Origin of the sequence: Halobaculum magnesiiphilum (genome assembly GCF_019823105.1) — an archaeon.
GTDB classification, from domain to species: Archaea; Halobacteriota; Halobacteria; order Halobacteriales; family Haloferacaceae; genus Halobaculum; species Halobaculum magnesiiphilum.
The window spans coordinates 2,868,708-2,883,478 of sequence record NZ_CP081958.1 but is presented as its reverse complement, the minus strand read 5'-3'; the positions used below and the strand labels follow the sequence as shown (position 1 = coordinate 2,883,478).

Genomic DNA, 14,771 nt, shown 5'->3' with positions numbered 1-14,771 from the left:
CCGAAACTCATAGGCCCACCCCTCGCATTGGGCGTGATACGACCGCTCTCATGACGTTTACCGACTGGGTGGAAGAGACCCGCCGACAGGTCCGACAGGACGGCTGGCAGGGCGTACAGGACTCGGCGTACAAGTTTTACGTCGGCACCTTCCGTCGTCTCGGCGGTGTGTGGAACTTCGGGACACCCATCTACGAGGAGGACTGGGACATGCTGGTCGTCCTCGACGCCTGCCGGTGGGACCTGATGGCCGAAGTGGCTCAGGAGTACGACTTCGTCGACGAGGAGTGGACGTACTCTGTCGCGTCCAGTTCGGCGGAGTGGATGGAGAAGAACTTCCGGCCGTCGTACGCCGCCGAGATGGCCCGAACCGCCCACGTCACCGCGAACCCCTATTCGGAGCAGAAACTCGACCCGCAGTCGTTCGCGTATCTCGAAGAAGTCTGGAAGCACACGTTCGACCGCGACGTCCGGACCATCCCCGCCCGCGCGGTCACCGACGCGGCGATACGAGCGGGGCGCGAGCGAGACCACGATCGGCTTCTCGTTCACTACATGCAGCCCCACCATCCCTTCGTCCGCAAACCCCTCGACAAGGGAATCCCTCGCGATGAATTCTCCTCAACGCCGTGGGACAACGTCTGGCATAAGCTCCGACGGGGCCAGCTGGAGTACGAGGAAGTGTGGGACGGCTACCGGGACAATCTCCGGTACGTCCTTGACGACGTCGCGCTCCTCTTGGAGAACGTGGACGCGGAACGGGTTCTCATCACGGCGGACCACGGGAACCTGCTGGGTGAGTACGGCCTCTATGCTCACCCGGACTACGTGCCGTTGAAGCCGCTCAAGCGCGTGCCGAAGTGCGTCACGTCCGCGACGGACGAGGAAACCCATACCTCGGACACGGACGCCGAGACGGCCACCGACGTGGAGGAGGTCTCGCGCGACGAACAACTTAAACACCTCGGTTACAAATAACACATGACTCTGGTCATCCTCGCCATCGACGCGCTCGACACGAAACTCGTAGAACACTACGACATCGACGAGTACCGCCTAGACGGCCACACCCAGATGGAGACCGTCGCCCACCAGTTCGAACACCCGTTCACCCCCGAAGCGTGGGCGACCGTCGCGACCGGCCTTCATCCGACGGAACATGGCGTCACCGAGGAGGGAACCAGTTCGTGGGACAACCCACTCATCGACTTCGCCTCGCAGTTCGTCGGCCACCTCGATGTCCACACCCGAGCGTGGTTGGGAAATAAGATCACGGCGCTCACTGGAGAGGAGTACACCGTCGGCGTGACGGACTCGCCGACGATCTTCGATCCCGAGTACGCGGTCGTCCATAACTGGCCCGGCGTCGCCAACGGAGCGGAACTGCGCAAGACCTGGCAGATAACGGACGGTGACCCTCCCAAGGAGTACTTCGAGCGCGAGTTGAAGGGGATGGCCGTGCAGCAGTTCGCGTGGGCGCGTGAGATGGCACAGCATCCGATCTCGCTCGGCGGAGTCCACGTCCACACGGTGGATATGGCCTCACACGCGTACGGTGAACAGGAGGACGAACTCGAACGGCTCTACCGCTGGACCGCAGACCAAGTGCGCCACGTCCGCGAAGGACTCGGTGAGGACGACGAGCTCCTCATTCTGAGCGACCACGGTAGCTACACCTCCTTCCTCGACCCAGGGGAGGTCCCTGGAAAACACGCCTTCCGTGCGTTCGCGTCAACGACCCATCCCGACGGACCGCCGGAGTCAGTCTTCGACGTGAAGGAGTGGGTGGAGGAGCGAATCGACGTGAGCGAGTACGAGGAATCGAATCTCGACCTTCCGAAGGAACAGCTTCGAGATCTTGGATATATCGACTGACGAGCTACGTCGACACGAGCGAGCGCGCCTTCAGATATGCCCGTTCGAGCGCGTGCGTCTCGTCGATAGGGAGAGTGCGTCGTCGGACGTAGCTCTGGACGCCGTCGGCGAGTAGCCGAACACGCTCACCAGCCGGGAGGTCGATGGCGTCGCTCAGGCCCACCGCCCGAATCTGTTCACGGATATCAGGGTCCGAGACTTTCACCAGGTTCGGGGCGTTGTGGTAGTGAAGCACCCGCACGTCGGGGGGGCAGCGAAGGCGGAGGTGAATGGGGTAGTTATAGCGATTGTCGACGGTCGCCGTGGCGTACCGCTCCGAGAGGAGACCGAGCGCTACCTGGTCCGCGTGGCGGTCGTATGGTATCTCGCCGTGGAGGGCCTCGGTCACGTCGAGCCACTCGCTTCCGAAGCCGTCGACCCGCGTGAGCACGAAGCCCGCGTTCCAGTAGGGGAGCATCCCCCGGCCGTCGAACGTGCTATCGACCCGCCGATCTGGGAACCGGAGGTCGTATCGCTCGTAGAGGTCGCGCCAGCGATCGTGGGAGCGTTCGCGCCCCCAAAACTGATTCCCGACGTCGACCGGCTTCAAGTACAGATCGGCGTCCTCGCGGCGGTGGACCTCGATCTCGTCAAGCACCAAGACATCGGTGTCGAGCATGAGGAGGTACTCCGCGTCGGCGACGGGTTCCGCGGCTTCGAGTGCCGCTATCTTCGTCGAGATCGGGTACTCGGGGATCGGAATGGACCCTTCGAGGATGGTGGCATCGGCGGCCAGTTCCTCGCGCACCGCCGCTTCCATGTCGTCGAGCTCCTCGGTCGGCACGTAGACGTAGACAGGTGCCTCCCCGTGGTGACGGCGGATGGAGCGGAGGAGGTGACGGGACTGGTTCCCAATCTGCCCACTCCCGGAGGCGAAGACGAAGGCGAGGTCGTCCATGAACGACCGGAGGGTAGACGCGTGGATAACTGTTTGCGTGTGCCCCCAGGTAAGCACGGGAGACGGGTGCTCTCAGGCAAACGGTTTTATTTCGCGGAGGTGACCCATATCCATGGCTCAGGTCTCTTCGATTTCCCTGGGGTTCGGGACGGCCGGCTTCGAGAGTCGGAGCCTCGCAGTGCAGTCCGTGAAGGAGGCCCTGGAGGTGGGGTACCGGCACCTCGATACGGCCCAACAGTATAGCCACTCCGCCGCGGTCGGGGAAGCGATCGCCGAGACCGACGTGCCACGTGAGGAGATATTCGTCGCCACGAAGCTTCACTCGAAGAACCTGACACACGAAGCGGTGCTGACTGAGACGCGGGCGATCCTCGATCGTTTGGGGTTGGACACGATAGACCTCCTCTACGTCCACTGGCCGGCGCACACGTACGGCCCCGCGGAGACGTTCGGGGCCATGGGTGAACTCGTCGAATCGGGCGCGGTGCGACGCGTCGGCGGCTGTAACTTTACGGTCGACCTGCTGCGGGAGGCAATAGCGACCTCCCCGGTACCGCTGTTCGCGAATCAGATCGAGATGCATCCCTTCTTGCCGCAGGCCGACCTGCTGGAAACGTGTCGCGCCGAGGGGATCGAGGTCGTCGCTCACACGCCGCTGGCCGGCGGTGCGGTGTTCCGCTCGGACGTGTTGCGTGACATCGCGACAGAGCGCGGAGCGACAGTTCCGCAAGTCGTGCTCGCCTGGCTGTTGGGCCGTCCTGCCTGTCCAATTCCGAAGGCGACCGGTGACCACATCGGGGAGAACTACGCCGCGACGGCGTTGGAACTGACGTCGGCCGAGCGTGCCCGCATCGACGCTATCGAGGAGGAACACCGCGTCGTGGACTACGATTTCGCGCCATGGAGCCGGTAGCCCGGTAGTGTTCAGATAAGCTGGTTCCATGCGAAGGCGAACGCTTGAAGCCAATGTTCAACGGTATCTGCTTCGGCATGGCTGAAACAGTTTGAGAACTGATTAGTACGGCGTTTTAGTTCTCGGAAGACACGTTCGACGCTGTTTCGAGTACCGTGTTTCTCGTATCTGTAATCGAGGTCATGCCGGTGGAGAGCTGCTTGCAGCCACGGTGCAGAATCGACGAGAAAGACCGCGTCATCGACGAGATGTTTCTCGCGGAGTTCGGAGAGGAACATCTCGGTTATCGCTTGATTTCTCGTCGGAGAGAGCGTGACGTGCAGCAAGCGGTTCGTGGCAGGATCGACTGCCGCGTACAGCCAGAACCGTTCGTCGTTGAGTTGGATCACGGTCTCGTCAACCGCGACGTGATCCGGGTTCGCACCATCGAGCGGCTGTAGATCGGCCTTCTGCACCCAGTTGTGAACGGTCGTTCGACAGCGCTCGACACCCAATGTATCGAGAATCGAGATGGTATCCGAACGTGATAATCCAGCCAGATGGAGTCGGATACCGAGCTTCATCGCGGGCTCGGGTGTCGCCTCTCGCTCCACAAATCCTAACTCGAAGCAATCGCTACCTCCGATGAGGCGGGCGATTTCTGGCATGAACCACTAGAAGATCGCTCCGCCTCACTCTTCATCCTTATCTGAACACCGCCCACCGCCGGTAGCCCTATCAAAGCCTTTTTGCGCGATTACGCAGAGCGCAAACCATGAAAGGCGTTGTTCTGGCGGGAGGGCGAGGGACCCGGCTACGGCCGATGACGGAGATCATGAACAAGCACGTCCTCCCCGTCTACGACGAGCCGATGATATTCTACCCCGTTCGGACCCTTCTGGAGAATGGCATCTCGGAGATACTCGTCATCAGCGCCCCCGAATACATCGGCGGTTACATCCAGCTCCTCGAGGAGAGGTTCGAGGACGCCGAATTCAGCTACAAGGTACAGGATGAGCCCGCCGGTATCGCACACGCCATCCAGCTCGCGGAGGGGTTCGTCGATGACACCTTCGCGGTTGTGCTGGGCGATAACATCGTGATGGACGACATCAGCGAGAACATCTCCGCGTTCGCCGACAGCGACGAGGACTGTATGATATTCCTGAAGCAAGTCTCCGACCCCTCCCGATACGGCGTGGCCGAGGTCGAGGACGACCGCGTCGTGGAGCTCAAAGAGAAGCCGGACTCGCCGGAGACCAACACCGCGGTCATCGGTCTCTACCTCTACACGTCGGACGTGTTCGATAGGATCCCGGAGCTGACGAAGTCCGACCGCGGGGAGTTGGAGGTCACGGACCTCAACCGGACGTATATCGAGGATGACTCCCTCGGCTACAGCGAGTTGACTGGGCAGTGGTTCGATGTCGGTACCCCCGACGGACTGCTGAAAGCGAGCAACTTCGTCGCGGAGAACCGGGACGCCTGACGGTACGCTGAAATAGGTGGGACCGCTCCGAACGGTATGGACGTTCTCGTGACCGGCGCGGCAGGGTTCATCGGTTCGAACTTCGTTCACTATCTGCTCCGCGAGTACGAGGATGTCGGCGTCGTCTCGCTCGACGCGCTCACCTATGCCGGGTCAAAGGAGAACCTTGACGGCGTACTCGACGACCCACGACACGAGTTCGTCGAGGGGGACATCCGGAACCGGGAGCTCGTAACCGACCTCGTCTCCGAGGCGGACACGGTCGTGAACTTCGCCGCGGAGTCCCACGTCGACCGTTCCATCGAGGGGTCCGAGCCGTTCGTCACGACGAACGTCGAAGGCACGCAGACGCTCCTCGATGCTGCGCGGGACACCGACATCGAGCGTTTCCTCCAGATCTCAACCGACGAGGTGTACGGACAGATACTCGACGGGACCTTCTCGGAAGGCGACCCCCTGAGCCCTCGGAACCCGTATGCTGCGACGAAGGCGGGCGCCGATCTGTTAGCGAGGAGTTACGAAACCACCTACGGGCTTCCGGTTCTCGTGACGCGGACGTGCAACAACTTCGGGCCGAGACAGCATCCGGAGAAGTTGATCCCGAAGTTCATCCAACGCGCGGCTGCCGGAGAGGATCTGCCGGTGTACGGCGACGGGTCGAACGTGCGCGAGTGGATATACGTCGCAGACAACTGCCGGGCGCTCGACGCGGTACTTCGCGATGGCGAGGTCGGCGAGGTGTACAACGTCGGCACCGGCGAGGAGCGAACGAACCTCGACGTTACGGAGGCCATCATCGACGCGGTCGGCGGGTCCGAGGAACAGATCTCGTTCGTGGATGACCGCCCCGGACACGACCAGCGGTACGCCCTCGACACGGAGAAGATCGATGATCTCGGCTGGGAGCCGGAGTGGACCTTCGAGGATGGGCTGGCCCGAACCGTCGAGTACTACACCGAGTAGCTACAGGTCACGGTAGTACTCGACGTACTGCTCGGCGATTCGTTCCCACGTCATCGTCCCCGAGAGTTCGTATGCCGCCTGCTTCTTCTCGGCCAACACCTCGGGATGGTCGACGAGGTACTCGAGCGTCTCCGCCATCTCCTTGCCGTTGCTCACCACGTCCACTCCGTGATTCTCCCTCGCGTCCGTGAGCGTCGCGAACCCGCACGTGTCGGTGATGAGGATACTACAGCCAGCTCCAGCCGACTCGATTGCCGTCGTCGGGTGGTTGTCGTGTTCCGACGGGATGAGAACCACGTCCGCGTCGCGGTAGTGCTGTTCGATGTCGTGGCTGTATCCGTGCATCCGGTGTTGCCACGCCGAGAGCTTCTCCGCGTACGCCTCGTCCTTCACCGGGCCGACGATGTCGACGACATAGCGTTCGTCGTTCGGGTCGAGATGCTGGAGCACACGGTGCTGGCCCTTTATTGGTCCGATGAGTGCCGGGATGAGAACCCGAACCGGATCCGAGACGGGGCCCGGCTCGAAGCGGTCGGCCTCGCTCACGCCGAGCGGGATCACACCGTCGGCCGAGCACCGGGCGTACGTTTTGAGTTGGTCCGCGACCATCGGGCTGGCCGCAACGATCGTGTCCGTCCGGTGGTAGCCAATGGCCTTCAGAAGGGAGTAGATGTTCGCGCCGACGAACTCTCGCGGGTTGATGATATGCGGGGCCCACAGGAGCATCTGGATGTCCCCCGCAAAGCCGAGGCTGCTCTGGATGTCCGCCCCGTCGATGAGACCGGGGATCGAGTGAAAGATGTCGTGGCCGTTTCGCTCGACGGTCCTGGCGACCCGTCGCTTCGTGCGAACGAAGTTTGGAACCGAATCGACCGACCCTGAAACGTGGACGGTTTCGACCTGGTCGTGGGTGTCGTCGCCGGTCGTATAGAGGGTCACGTCGCAGCCGACGGCGTCGAGCGCTCGGACGAGCTTTCGGGTGACGGCGGAGGGACCGAGTTCCTCGGTGTTCAGCGGTCCGTACACCGCGATGTCCTTGTCCATGTGCGTCCAGAGCGCGCCGCTCGTTTAAAGCCCGGCGACACGCCGGACGGGTTACTTGTAGCCGAGAGCTTCGAGTTGCTCGTCGAGGTCTGTCTCCGTCGGTTCGCGTTCCTCCGGTTGGTGGTCGCCGTCATCGGTCGCCGAGGTGACGATCCACGGCACACGCTTCAGCGCGGGGATCGGGACGTACTGCGGATGGGCGTAAAGGCCGTACTCGCCCAGCAGGTTCCCGTGGTCCGCCGTGATGATGACTCGCTCCGCGTCCACGTTCCCCAGCAGTGTTCGCACGTGGTCGAGGACGTACCGGAGGTTCTCCCGGTACCCCTCCCACGCGCGCTCCTTGGTGATGTCGCCCTTCCGAAGCCGGTCCCAGACCGTATCCCAGGGAGTGTGGTCGTAGCCGAGGGCCATCCCGCCGCCGTCGTCGCTGAACTGTTCGGGGACGAAGGGGTAATGCGGCTGCATGTAGTGGACGACGAGTCGATCGGGGGGGTGTTCGCGGTGGGCCGTAATCGCCCGGTCGGTGACGCGGTCGGCGAGGACCGTTCCGACATCGCTGTCGAAGGCGTCTCGCCAAACTTCGTCCAGCAGGTGGAAGTCGTCGCCATCGATGTGCATGTCCGTGTACGGGTTGGCGGAGACGAGCGCCGTGTCGGCTTTCTCCGCGGCATACTCGTCCCCGAAGTTCTTCACGTGCCATTCACCGGAACTGCTGGCACAGGAGTACCCGCTCTGCGTGGAGGTGAAGGGGTATTCGTCGGCAACCTCAGCCATCAGGTCCGCGCGACAGGCATCGAGGACGACCAGCATGTCCCAATCGTGGTCGTATATCCGCCGGCCGTAGTTTACCCGGCGACCGGTCTGACGGAACAGCCCTCGGTAGAACTCCCGCGCCGCTCTCTGCCCGCCCTCGGCCAATCCGTCCTCGCGAACGTGCGAGACGGCGTCGCGGCTCCACTCCCGGAACGTCATCTGTCCCAGCCTACAGCCAACCCGGACGTGAATGTTTCCATGCGGTGTCCGGGTCAGGTATCGGAGGGCTCCGAAAGACGCAAATAACGGAGCGTCGCATGATAGCGTGGATGAGCCAGCCGAACGTTCTCTTACTCGTCCTCGACTCCGTCCGCGCACGAAACGTCTCGCTGTACGGATACGAGCGCGAAACGACGCCGTTCCTGGACGAGTTCGCCGAAGAGGCGACGGTGTACCGGCAGGCGCGCGCACCGGGGCGCTGGAGCCTGCCGAGCCACGCGAGCATCTTCACGGGGCTCCACGTCGCAGAACACGGGCTCTACGACGAGGGACTCACCCTTCGCCCCCACAACACGGTGTTCGAGGAACTCGCAGCGTCCGGCTACGACACAGGAGTGTTCTCCTACAACGGCTACATCAACGGCGCCACACCGTCCGGACTCGACCGCTTCGAGACGGTCGAAGGGTACCGCGATCCGCCGTTCCCGAACGCGGCCGATCCGCAGGGAATCCGAGGCCAACATCGGGAGTTCCTCGGCCGATCGCTGCGACACGACCAACCCGTCCGCTCGCTGCTGAACGGCGCGCTGATGAAACTGGGCTGGGACCATCCGGAACTCCTCCCGGAGACGCTCCTCCGAAACACTTCTGCCGGGAAAACACCCGACGACGTGTACGCCGACCTCTTTCTCGACTGGCAGGCCGAACGCGACGGGGCGTGGGCGGCGTGTCTGAACTTCATGTGCACCCACAACGCGTACGACCCGCCTCCGGAACACGACCGCTGGGGCGACGAGGAGACTCGCGAGATACAGGACAGCCTCGAATATGGCAACTGGGAGTTCCTCGGCGGCCAGGAGCCGATCGAGAAGTTGGCCCGCCTGGAGGGCCTCTACGACGGAACCATCCGACAGGCCGACAGCTACGTCGAGCACATCGTCTCGACGCTACGCGAACGCGGGGTACTGGAGGACACGCTCGTCGTGGTCACGGGGGACCACGGCGAGGGATTCGGCGAGCCAGACGAGATACGCCCGAACCTCCCGACGGTCCAGCACGTGGTGGGATCGAACGAGAGCCTCCTGCACGTGCCGCTTGTCGCCAAGTTCCCCGGACAGACCGAGCGGACGGAGGTCGAGGGCGTCGCTTCGCTCACCGAGTTCGCGAACGTCGTGCGCGCCACCGTCCGGGACGATGTCGAACGCGACGCGTTCACACGGGATGACGGGATGGCACTCGCCTCCACGCACGGTCTGAACGAGGTGAACTGGGAGCGCATGCGCGAGTTCTGCGACGGCGACGTGTCCCGTTTCGAGGACGCGACACACGTCCTCTATGAGAACACCGACGACGGGACGGTGCGGAAGATGGTCAACTGGAAGGATCGCCACGTTACGCTCGAGATCGAGGACGCCCACACCGTGCGGGAGACGGGCGCGGACAACCGCAAACGAGTTGCCGAGGTCTTCGACGGACTCACGGACGTCGGCGTCGTCGGCCGTGCCGAGGGAGAGGTCGATGCGGGGACGGAGGCCCGGTTGGAGGCGCTGGGGTACCGTTGAGCGGTCGGGACCGACACACTCAAACGACACGTGGTGCACTCTGGACCTACGTACCATGGAGCTTCTCGTGGTCGGGTTGGACGGGCTCTCCTACAACATGCTCGACCGATTCGACATCGACCCCAAATACATCGGTCGAGTCACGGAGGAAGGCGTGTCTGGCGATCTGATGAGCGTCGATACGCCGACGACCCTCCCCGCGTGGACGTCCTTCCAAACGGGGACGGATCCCGGCACGCACGGGCTCACGAACATGATCCAACAGTCTGCCGACTACGACGTGAGTCCGTTCGAGACGAACGAGACGGAGGCGGCGGTCTACGACTACCTCGACGACACGGTCCTCATCAATCTACCCGCGTCCATCGGTCGGGAGCCGAGCGCCGAAGACACTCACCTCGTGAGCGCGATGCTCGCGAAGGACAAGGCGGACGCCGTCCCCCCACATCTCCGCGAGCTCGACAGCTACGACGACTACATCCTCGACCACGACAAGAGCCTGAAGAAACGGCCCAGCGTCTACTTCGACCACGTCTGTGACATAACGCGTCGCCGCCGCGACTTCGCCCGCGAGGCCTTCGACGAGTACGATCCCCGGTTCGGCTTCGTGCTGTTCTCGACCCCCGACTGGGCGGGTCACCTCCTCTCGAACTTCTCCGACGACGCCGAGCGCGCGACGTACTACCGTCAGTTGCTCACTGTGGTCGACGAGTGCACGGCGGACCTCGCGGGGCTCGCGGACAACGTCCTCCTCATGAGCGACCACGGCTTCGAGAAGAAGACCCGAAACATCCACGTCAACGACTGGCTGGCCGACCGCGGCTACCTGCAGGTCGAGGAGGAGCGGGTCACCCCCCAGCACCTCGCGGTCGCCGCGGCCAAGGCCGTCGGCAAGCGGTCCGATTGGGTGTACGAGCGGATCCGGCGTGTGTACAACTACATCATCGGCACCAGCGTCGGACAGAGCCTCCAGGAGGCCGCCGAGTCGGAGGTCGACTACCCGAACTCCCGAGCCTGGGAGCTGCGCTACGGTTGTCTGTTCATCAACGACGACCGGTTCGACCAACCGAACGTCGACGACCCGGAAGCACTGAAACGAGAACTCAAGGAGGAACTGGCGACGATAACCGGTCCGGACGGTGAGCCGGCGTTCCGCGACGTGTTGTTCGCCGAGGAGGCATACGCTGATCCCGGCGAGTGGGCTCCCGACGTCATCGCCCGCCCCGCCCCCGGCGGCTATCCGACGATGCTCGACTCGCCGACCGACGAGCCCGTGAGCCAGACGAATAACTACAACCACCGCTACCGCGGTATGATCGCCGCGGAGGGACCGGCGTTCTGCACCGACGAGACCGTCGAAGGGCTCTCCATCGTCGACATCCTCCCGACGCTGATGCACGTGCTGTGCGAACCGGTGTCCCCGACATTCGACGGGAGCGTCAGGCACGACCTCCTCGCCGAAGAACGTGCCGTGGAGACGATGTCCCCGACGGACGTCCCGCGTCCGCGGCTCCGCACAGCCGACGAAACCTCTCAGACCGAGCGCGACGAAGCCGTCGAGGAGCGGCTCGCCGATCTGGGGTACATCGAGTGATCTCCGACTAGGATGTCTGACAGCACCGCGGATCTGAGCATGAGCCGTGAGGCGCTCATCGCCATTATCGCCAAGTTCGCACTCGCGGCGACGGGTTTCCTAGGCGTCGTCATCTTCTCCAGGGTGCTCGGGGTCAACGGTGTCGGGCGCTACTACACATTGCTCGCGGCGGCGAACCTCGTCGCACAGATATCCAGCGGAGTGAACGGCGCCATCAAGAAGCGCGTGAGCGAGGTCGAGACTCCCGTCAGCGAGTACTTCGGGCTCGGAGTCGTCTTCAACAGTGCGTTCGTCGCGGTGCTGGCCGTCCTCCTGGTACTTACGTACCCCCTCCTCCAGTCGTACGTCGGTCCCTTCGCCTTCGGCATCGGTTTCATCGGTGTCGTCGCCAGCCTTAGCTATTTCGCGCTCGTCAACCGGGTGTACGCGGGCATCGGCAATACCGGGGCGTCGTTCTGGACGGACACGCTCCGCAGCCTGCTCACCCTCGCCGCGCAGGTGGTGCTGCTGTGGCTCGGCTGGCACGTGCTCGGTCTCCTCATCGGTTTCGTCGCGGCGACCGCGGCGACAGCCGTCGTCGTCTACCTTCTCTTGCGTCTCCGGCCCGCGATTCCTTCACGGGAGACGGTGTCGCGCACCTACGAGTTTGCCCGCTGGAACGTTCCGAACGGCCTCCTGCAGAACATGTACTCGCGTCTCGACGTACTGTTGCTCTACGCCATCGTTGGGAGTTCCGCCGTGGGGCTCTACGAGCCGGCACTTCGGTTGACGATTCCGGCGACGTTCATCTCCGCTAGTATCGGCGACTCGCTGGTGGTGAAGGCCAGCGGTCTCCACTCGATCGACCGGGACGTGGTCGACGACCTGAAGAACGCTGTCTCCTACACCTGCTTGCTTTCGATTCCCATCTTCTTCGGGGTCGTGGCGATGCCGGCGGAGTTGATGACAGTGGTCTACGGGCCCGACTTCGCCGCGGGCGCGGCGGCGCTCGTCGGACTGGCCGCGTTTCAGCTGTTCAACACCCTCAGACAGCCGTTCGCGATGGTCATCAACGGCATCGACCGCCCCGACCTACAGTTCCGAGTAAAGTTCCTCGTCCTCGTCATCCACGCGCCCCTGGCAGTCGGATTGGGACTGGAATACGGCCTCCTCGGGGTCATCGCCGCGACGGTCGCAACTGAGATCGTTCGCGTCTGCCTCTATCTGTACGCGGCACGCAAACTGTTCGAAGAGATCGTTCTCACGTGGCAGCTGGGCAAACAGCTGCTGAGCGGCGTCGTGATGTTCGTCGTCGTCGCGTGGCTCGTCGACGCCGTCGGGGTCACAGGTTGGGTCAGCCTGATCGGCGTTGTCGGCGTCGGCGCCGCCGTCTACTTCGCGGCGCTCGGGATCATCAGCGCGCATTTCCGGTCGACACTGGGGCACGCGTTCACGAACGCGGTACCCGAGGAGAGACAGTTCTGGTGAGGACTATCGAAGCTTCTCCGCGAGAATCGCGGGGAGGCGAGGACCAACCAGCCGCGGATGGCGTCGCAGGAGCGTAGCAAGCCACCGGATGTTGTCGAGGAAGCTATAGTGGTCCTCGTCGTCGTCCCGGTGTTCGAACTCGTGGTCGATGCCGACGACGGTGTATCCCGCTTCGAACGCACTCATCAGGAAGTCGGTATCACCACCGTGTGAGCAGGGGACCGGGAACCCACCGGCGTCTCGCCACGCTTCCTTCCTGAACCCCATCACGCGCCCCATCCCCGGCGTGAACCCGTCTGGCCACGACACCTGCGGGAGGATACCGGTTCCCCTTACCGTGACGACGGTTCGCGGTTCCGCCGCGACCCATTCGATGACCCGTTCGAACCACGCCTTTTCGAAGACGAGGTCGTCGTCGAGGATCAACACTACGTCGTGGCTCGCGTTCGCCACCCCCGCGTTCCGGGCTCGATTGAGTCCCTCATCCCGGCGAACCTGCACTTCTACGTCGGGACGATCGGGCACCGAGTTGGTCGTCAACACCCGCTCGCGATTCGAAGGGATGACGACGCTGACCGCGGTCATTCCAGATACCCCAGGTCCTTCATGTGCTGTTCGACCTGGAGGCTGTCCGGATCGATCGCCTTCGTGTCCTCCGCGAGTTCGGCGCAGGTAGCCAGTCGCTCCTGAACGAATAAGTCCAGGTGGTCGTGGCGCTCGTCGCCGTCCACGATTCGCTCGTCGCCGCCCCCGTATTCCGTGTTCAGGTAGGTGTCGTCCCCGACAGCCTCGGTGTTGAACCGCTTGGCGTCCGCGCCGCGCGCGCCGTGAAAGTCTAGGGTGCCGTCGTAGAACACCGGGTCCGTGTCCTCCGGCCCCCCGAGGAGCGAGCGCCCCATCAAGAGGTCCTCCACGGGGGAGTCGACGCCACAGAGGTCTAGCAGGGTCGGCACCAAGTCGACGAGCGAGACCTGCTCGTCCCGCTCGTCGGGCTCGACGGGGCCATCGAAAACGAGCGGTACACGGGTGCACTCCTCGCAGAAGAAGTTCCCGTGGCCGAACTCGCCCCACGTCTCGTAGGCCTCGATGATCTCGCCGTGGTCGCTCGTAATGACGAGCACGTCGTCTTCGGTCAGCCACCCCTCCGGGACCAGATACTCCTCGACGAACGACTCGATCTGCTCGTCGAGGTACGCACACTCCGCGTCATAAAGGCGAACCGCGTCCCGGATCTCGGCGTCCGTACACCCCTCGCCATCTCGCTTGCAGACCCGTCGGGTGAGGTTGTTCGCCTCGCTCCGGTTCGACACCGTTTCGAGGTCGTCGGGCATCCAGTCTGCGGGTGGCTCGTAGGGGTGGTGAGAGTCCATGTAGTGTAACCACAGGTGGACCGGTCCCGAGTCGGGGTCCCGATCATCGAGCCACGACCGAGCCCGTCCGTTGAGTTCGGCCGCCGTGCTGTAGTAGTGCGACTCGGTGAGCGCGTTTTTGACCCGCTGCCAGACCTGCATGTAGCTGAACTCCAGCAGCTTGAAGAGATGACTTGACTCGTCGACGTACTCCCTGACCTTGTCTCTGACGCTGGTTTCGTAGCCGGAGCCGGTCGCGTAGCCGCGGTCGTAGTTGTAGTCGGGACCGACGAACTTGTTATCCGACCAGACGCCACACTCGTAGCCCGCCCGGGAGAGCTCCTCGGCGAGAGTCGTCACACCATCCTCCTCGGGGATGCCTATCCCGTCGATGCTACTCGGGTAGCGCGATGCCATCATGGAGGGAAACGATCCGGGCGTGAATCCGGCGTTCGACACCGCATTCGTGAAGTGGAGTCCTTCCTCAGCCCGGCGCGTGAGGTACGGCATCACCTCGGGATCGGTCGCCCTGTCGTATCGGAGGCTGTCGCCCGATATGATGATGACATTCCTGTCGGTTGTACCGGCTCCCGGGTCGCTCATCGAGGCCGAGTATACGAGAAACCCG

Annotated in this window: 14 protein-coding genes; 8 read left to right on the top strand and 6 right to left on the bottom strand. The window is 63.4% G+C overall.

The window, feature by feature from the left end:
* Positions 1 to 50: 50 nt before the first annotated feature.
* Together K6T50_RS14810 and K6T50_RS14805 are read left to right on the top strand one after the other, a co-directional pair.
* On the top strand, positions 51 to 977 hold the full coding sequence (locus K6T50_RS14810; protein WP_222607335.1) for an alkaline phosphatase family protein: 927 nt from the start codon (positions 51 to 53) through the stop codon (positions 975 to 977).
* 3 nt (positions 978 to 980) lie between these two features.
* Complete coding sequence (locus tag K6T50_RS14805) at positions 981 to 1,874, top strand: alkaline phosphatase family protein (protein ID WP_222607334.1); 894 nt, start codon at positions 981 to 983, stop codon at positions 1,872 to 1,874.
* Between the two features lie 4 nt (positions 1,875 to 1,878).
* Here the strand turns inward: K6T50_RS14805 and K6T50_RS14800 are convergent, their stop codons facing one another.
* Positions 1,879 to 2,811, bottom strand: coding sequence for a hypothetical protein (locus tag K6T50_RS14800; protein ID WP_222607333.1), 933 nt, complete (start codon positions 2,809 to 2,811; stop codon positions 1,879 to 1,881).
* 112 nt (positions 2,812 to 2,923) lie between these two features.
* Between K6T50_RS14800 and K6T50_RS14795 the strand changes: the two genes are divergently transcribed.
* Entirely contained in the window at positions 2,924 to 3,724 is an 801-nt protein-coding gene (locus K6T50_RS14795; protein WP_222607332.1) for an aldo/keto reductase, read from the top strand.
* Positions 3,725 to 3,735: 11 nt separating this feature from the next.
* Here K6T50_RS14795 and K6T50_RS14790 read toward each other — a convergent pair whose 3' ends face one another.
* Positions 3,736 to 4,371, bottom strand: a complete 636-nt coding sequence (locus K6T50_RS14790; RefSeq protein WP_222607331.1) for an IS6 family transposase — start codon at positions 4,369 to 4,371, stop codon at positions 3,736 to 3,738.
* Positions 4,372 to 4,478: 107 nt separating this feature from the next.
* Between K6T50_RS14790 and K6T50_RS14785 the strand changes: the two genes are divergently transcribed.
* Together K6T50_RS14785 and rfbB are read left to right on the top strand one after the other, a co-directional pair.
* Positions 4,479 to 5,192: a sugar nucleotidyltransferase gene (locus K6T50_RS14785; protein ID WP_222607330.1), complete on the top strand. Its 714-nt coding sequence runs from the start codon at positions 4,479 to 4,481 to the stop codon at positions 5,190 to 5,192.
* A gap of 36 nt (positions 5,193 to 5,228) precedes the next feature.
* A complete protein-coding gene (gene rfbB / locus K6T50_RS14780; RefSeq protein WP_222607329.1) occupies positions 5,229 to 6,155 on the top strand; it encodes a dTDP-glucose 4,6-dehydratase in 927 nt (308 codons plus the stop codon).
* On the opposite strand, the gene K6T50_RS14775 is transcribed toward rfbB, so the two are convergent.
* A complete protein-coding gene (locus K6T50_RS14775) occupies positions 6,156 to 7,199 on the bottom strand; it encodes a glycosyltransferase family 4 protein (RefSeq protein WP_222607328.1) in 1,044 nt (347 codons plus the stop codon).
* A 51-nt stretch (positions 7,200 to 7,250) separates the two neighbouring features.
* Positions 7,251 to 8,171, bottom strand: a complete 921-nt coding sequence (locus tag K6T50_RS14770; RefSeq protein ID WP_222607327.1) for a sulfatase-like hydrolase/transferase — start codon at positions 8,169 to 8,171, stop codon at positions 7,251 to 7,253.
* 110 nt (positions 8,172 to 8,281) lie between these two features.
* On the opposite strand from K6T50_RS14770, the gene K6T50_RS14765 reads away from it, so the two are divergent.
* The 3 genes from K6T50_RS14765 to K6T50_RS14755 are packed head-to-tail and all read left to right on the top strand — an operon-like array spanning position 8,282 to position 12,794.
* On the top strand, positions 8,282 to 9,733 hold the full coding sequence (locus K6T50_RS14765) for a sulfatase-like hydrolase/transferase (protein ID WP_222607326.1): 1,452 nt from the start codon (positions 8,282 to 8,284) through the stop codon (positions 9,731 to 9,733).
* Positions 9,734 to 9,788: 55 nt separating this feature from the next.
* Positions 9,789 to 11,327 carry an alkaline phosphatase family protein gene (locus tag K6T50_RS14760; RefSeq protein WP_222607325.1) on the top strand — a complete coding sequence of 513 codons (1,539 nt, stop codon included), beginning with the start codon at positions 9,789 to 9,791 and terminating at the stop codon, positions 11,325 to 11,327.
* 12 nt (positions 11,328 to 11,339) lie between these two features.
* A complete protein-coding gene (locus K6T50_RS14755) occupies positions 11,340 to 12,794 on the top strand; it encodes an oligosaccharide flippase family protein (RefSeq protein ID WP_222607324.1) in 1,455 nt (484 codons plus the stop codon).
* Between the two features lie 3 nt (positions 12,795 to 12,797).
* Here K6T50_RS14755 and K6T50_RS14750 read toward each other — a convergent pair whose 3' ends face one another.
* Positions 12,798 to 13,379, bottom strand: coding sequence for a glycosyltransferase family 2 protein (locus K6T50_RS14750; RefSeq protein WP_225935336.1), 582 nt, complete (start codon positions 13,377 to 13,379; stop codon positions 12,798 to 12,800).
* Positions 13,376 to 14,746: a sulfatase gene (locus K6T50_RS14745; protein WP_222607322.1), complete on the bottom strand. Its 1,371-nt coding sequence runs from the start codon at positions 14,744 to 14,746 to the stop codon at positions 13,376 to 13,378. Before K6T50_RS14745 ends, K6T50_RS14750 begins: the two co-directional genes overlap by 4 nt.
* Positions 14,747 to 14,771: the final 25 nt, after the last annotated feature.

Bases quoted from the DNA above. Each gene is read 5' to 3' on its own strand.
- K6T50_RS14810 (WP_222607335.1), top strand. From the start codon at position 51: ATGACGTTTACCGACTGGGTGGAAGAGACCCGCCGACAGGTCCGACAG.
- K6T50_RS14805 (WP_222607334.1), top strand. From the start codon at position 981: ATGACTCTGGTCATCCTCGCCATCGACGCGCTCGACACGAAACTCGTA.
- K6T50_RS14800 (WP_222607333.1), bottom strand. From the start codon at position 2,811: ATGGACGACCTCGCCTTCGTCTTCGCCTCCGGGAGTGGGCAGATTGGG.
- K6T50_RS14795 (WP_222607332.1), top strand. From the start codon at position 2,924: ATGGCTCAGGTCTCTTCGATTTCCCTGGGGTTCGGGACGGCCGGCTTC.
- K6T50_RS14790 (WP_222607331.1), bottom strand. From the start codon at position 4,371: ATGCCAGAAATCGCCCGCCTCATCGGAGGTAGCGATTGCTTCGAGTTA.
- K6T50_RS14785 (WP_222607330.1), top strand. From the start codon at position 4,479: ATGAAAGGCGTTGTTCTGGCGGGAGGGCGAGGGACCCGGCTACGGCCG.
- rfbB (WP_222607329.1), top strand. From the start codon at position 5,229: ATGGACGTTCTCGTGACCGGCGCGGCAGGGTTCATCGGTTCGAACTTC.
- K6T50_RS14775 (WP_222607328.1), bottom strand. From the start codon at position 7,199: ATGGACAAGGACATCGCGGTGTACGGACCGCTGAACACCGAGGAACTC.
- K6T50_RS14770 (WP_222607327.1), bottom strand. From the start codon at position 8,171: ATGACGTTCCGGGAGTGGAGCCGCGACGCCGTCTCGCACGTTCGCGAG.
- K6T50_RS14765 (WP_222607326.1), top strand. From the start codon at position 8,282: ATGAGCCAGCCGAACGTTCTCTTACTCGTCCTCGACTCCGTCCGCGCA.
- K6T50_RS14760 (WP_222607325.1), top strand. From the start codon at position 9,789: ATGGAGCTTCTCGTGGTCGGGTTGGACGGGCTCTCCTACAACATGCTC.
- K6T50_RS14755 (WP_222607324.1), top strand. From the start codon at position 11,340: ATGTCTGACAGCACCGCGGATCTGAGCATGAGCCGTGAGGCGCTCATC.
- K6T50_RS14750 (WP_225935336.1), bottom strand. From the start codon at position 13,379: ATGACCGCGGTCAGCGTCGTCATCCCTTCGAATCGCGAGCGGGTGTTG.
- K6T50_RS14745 (WP_222607322.1), bottom strand. From the start codon at position 14,746: ATGAGCGACCCGGGAGCCGGTACAACCGACAGGAATGTCATCATCATA.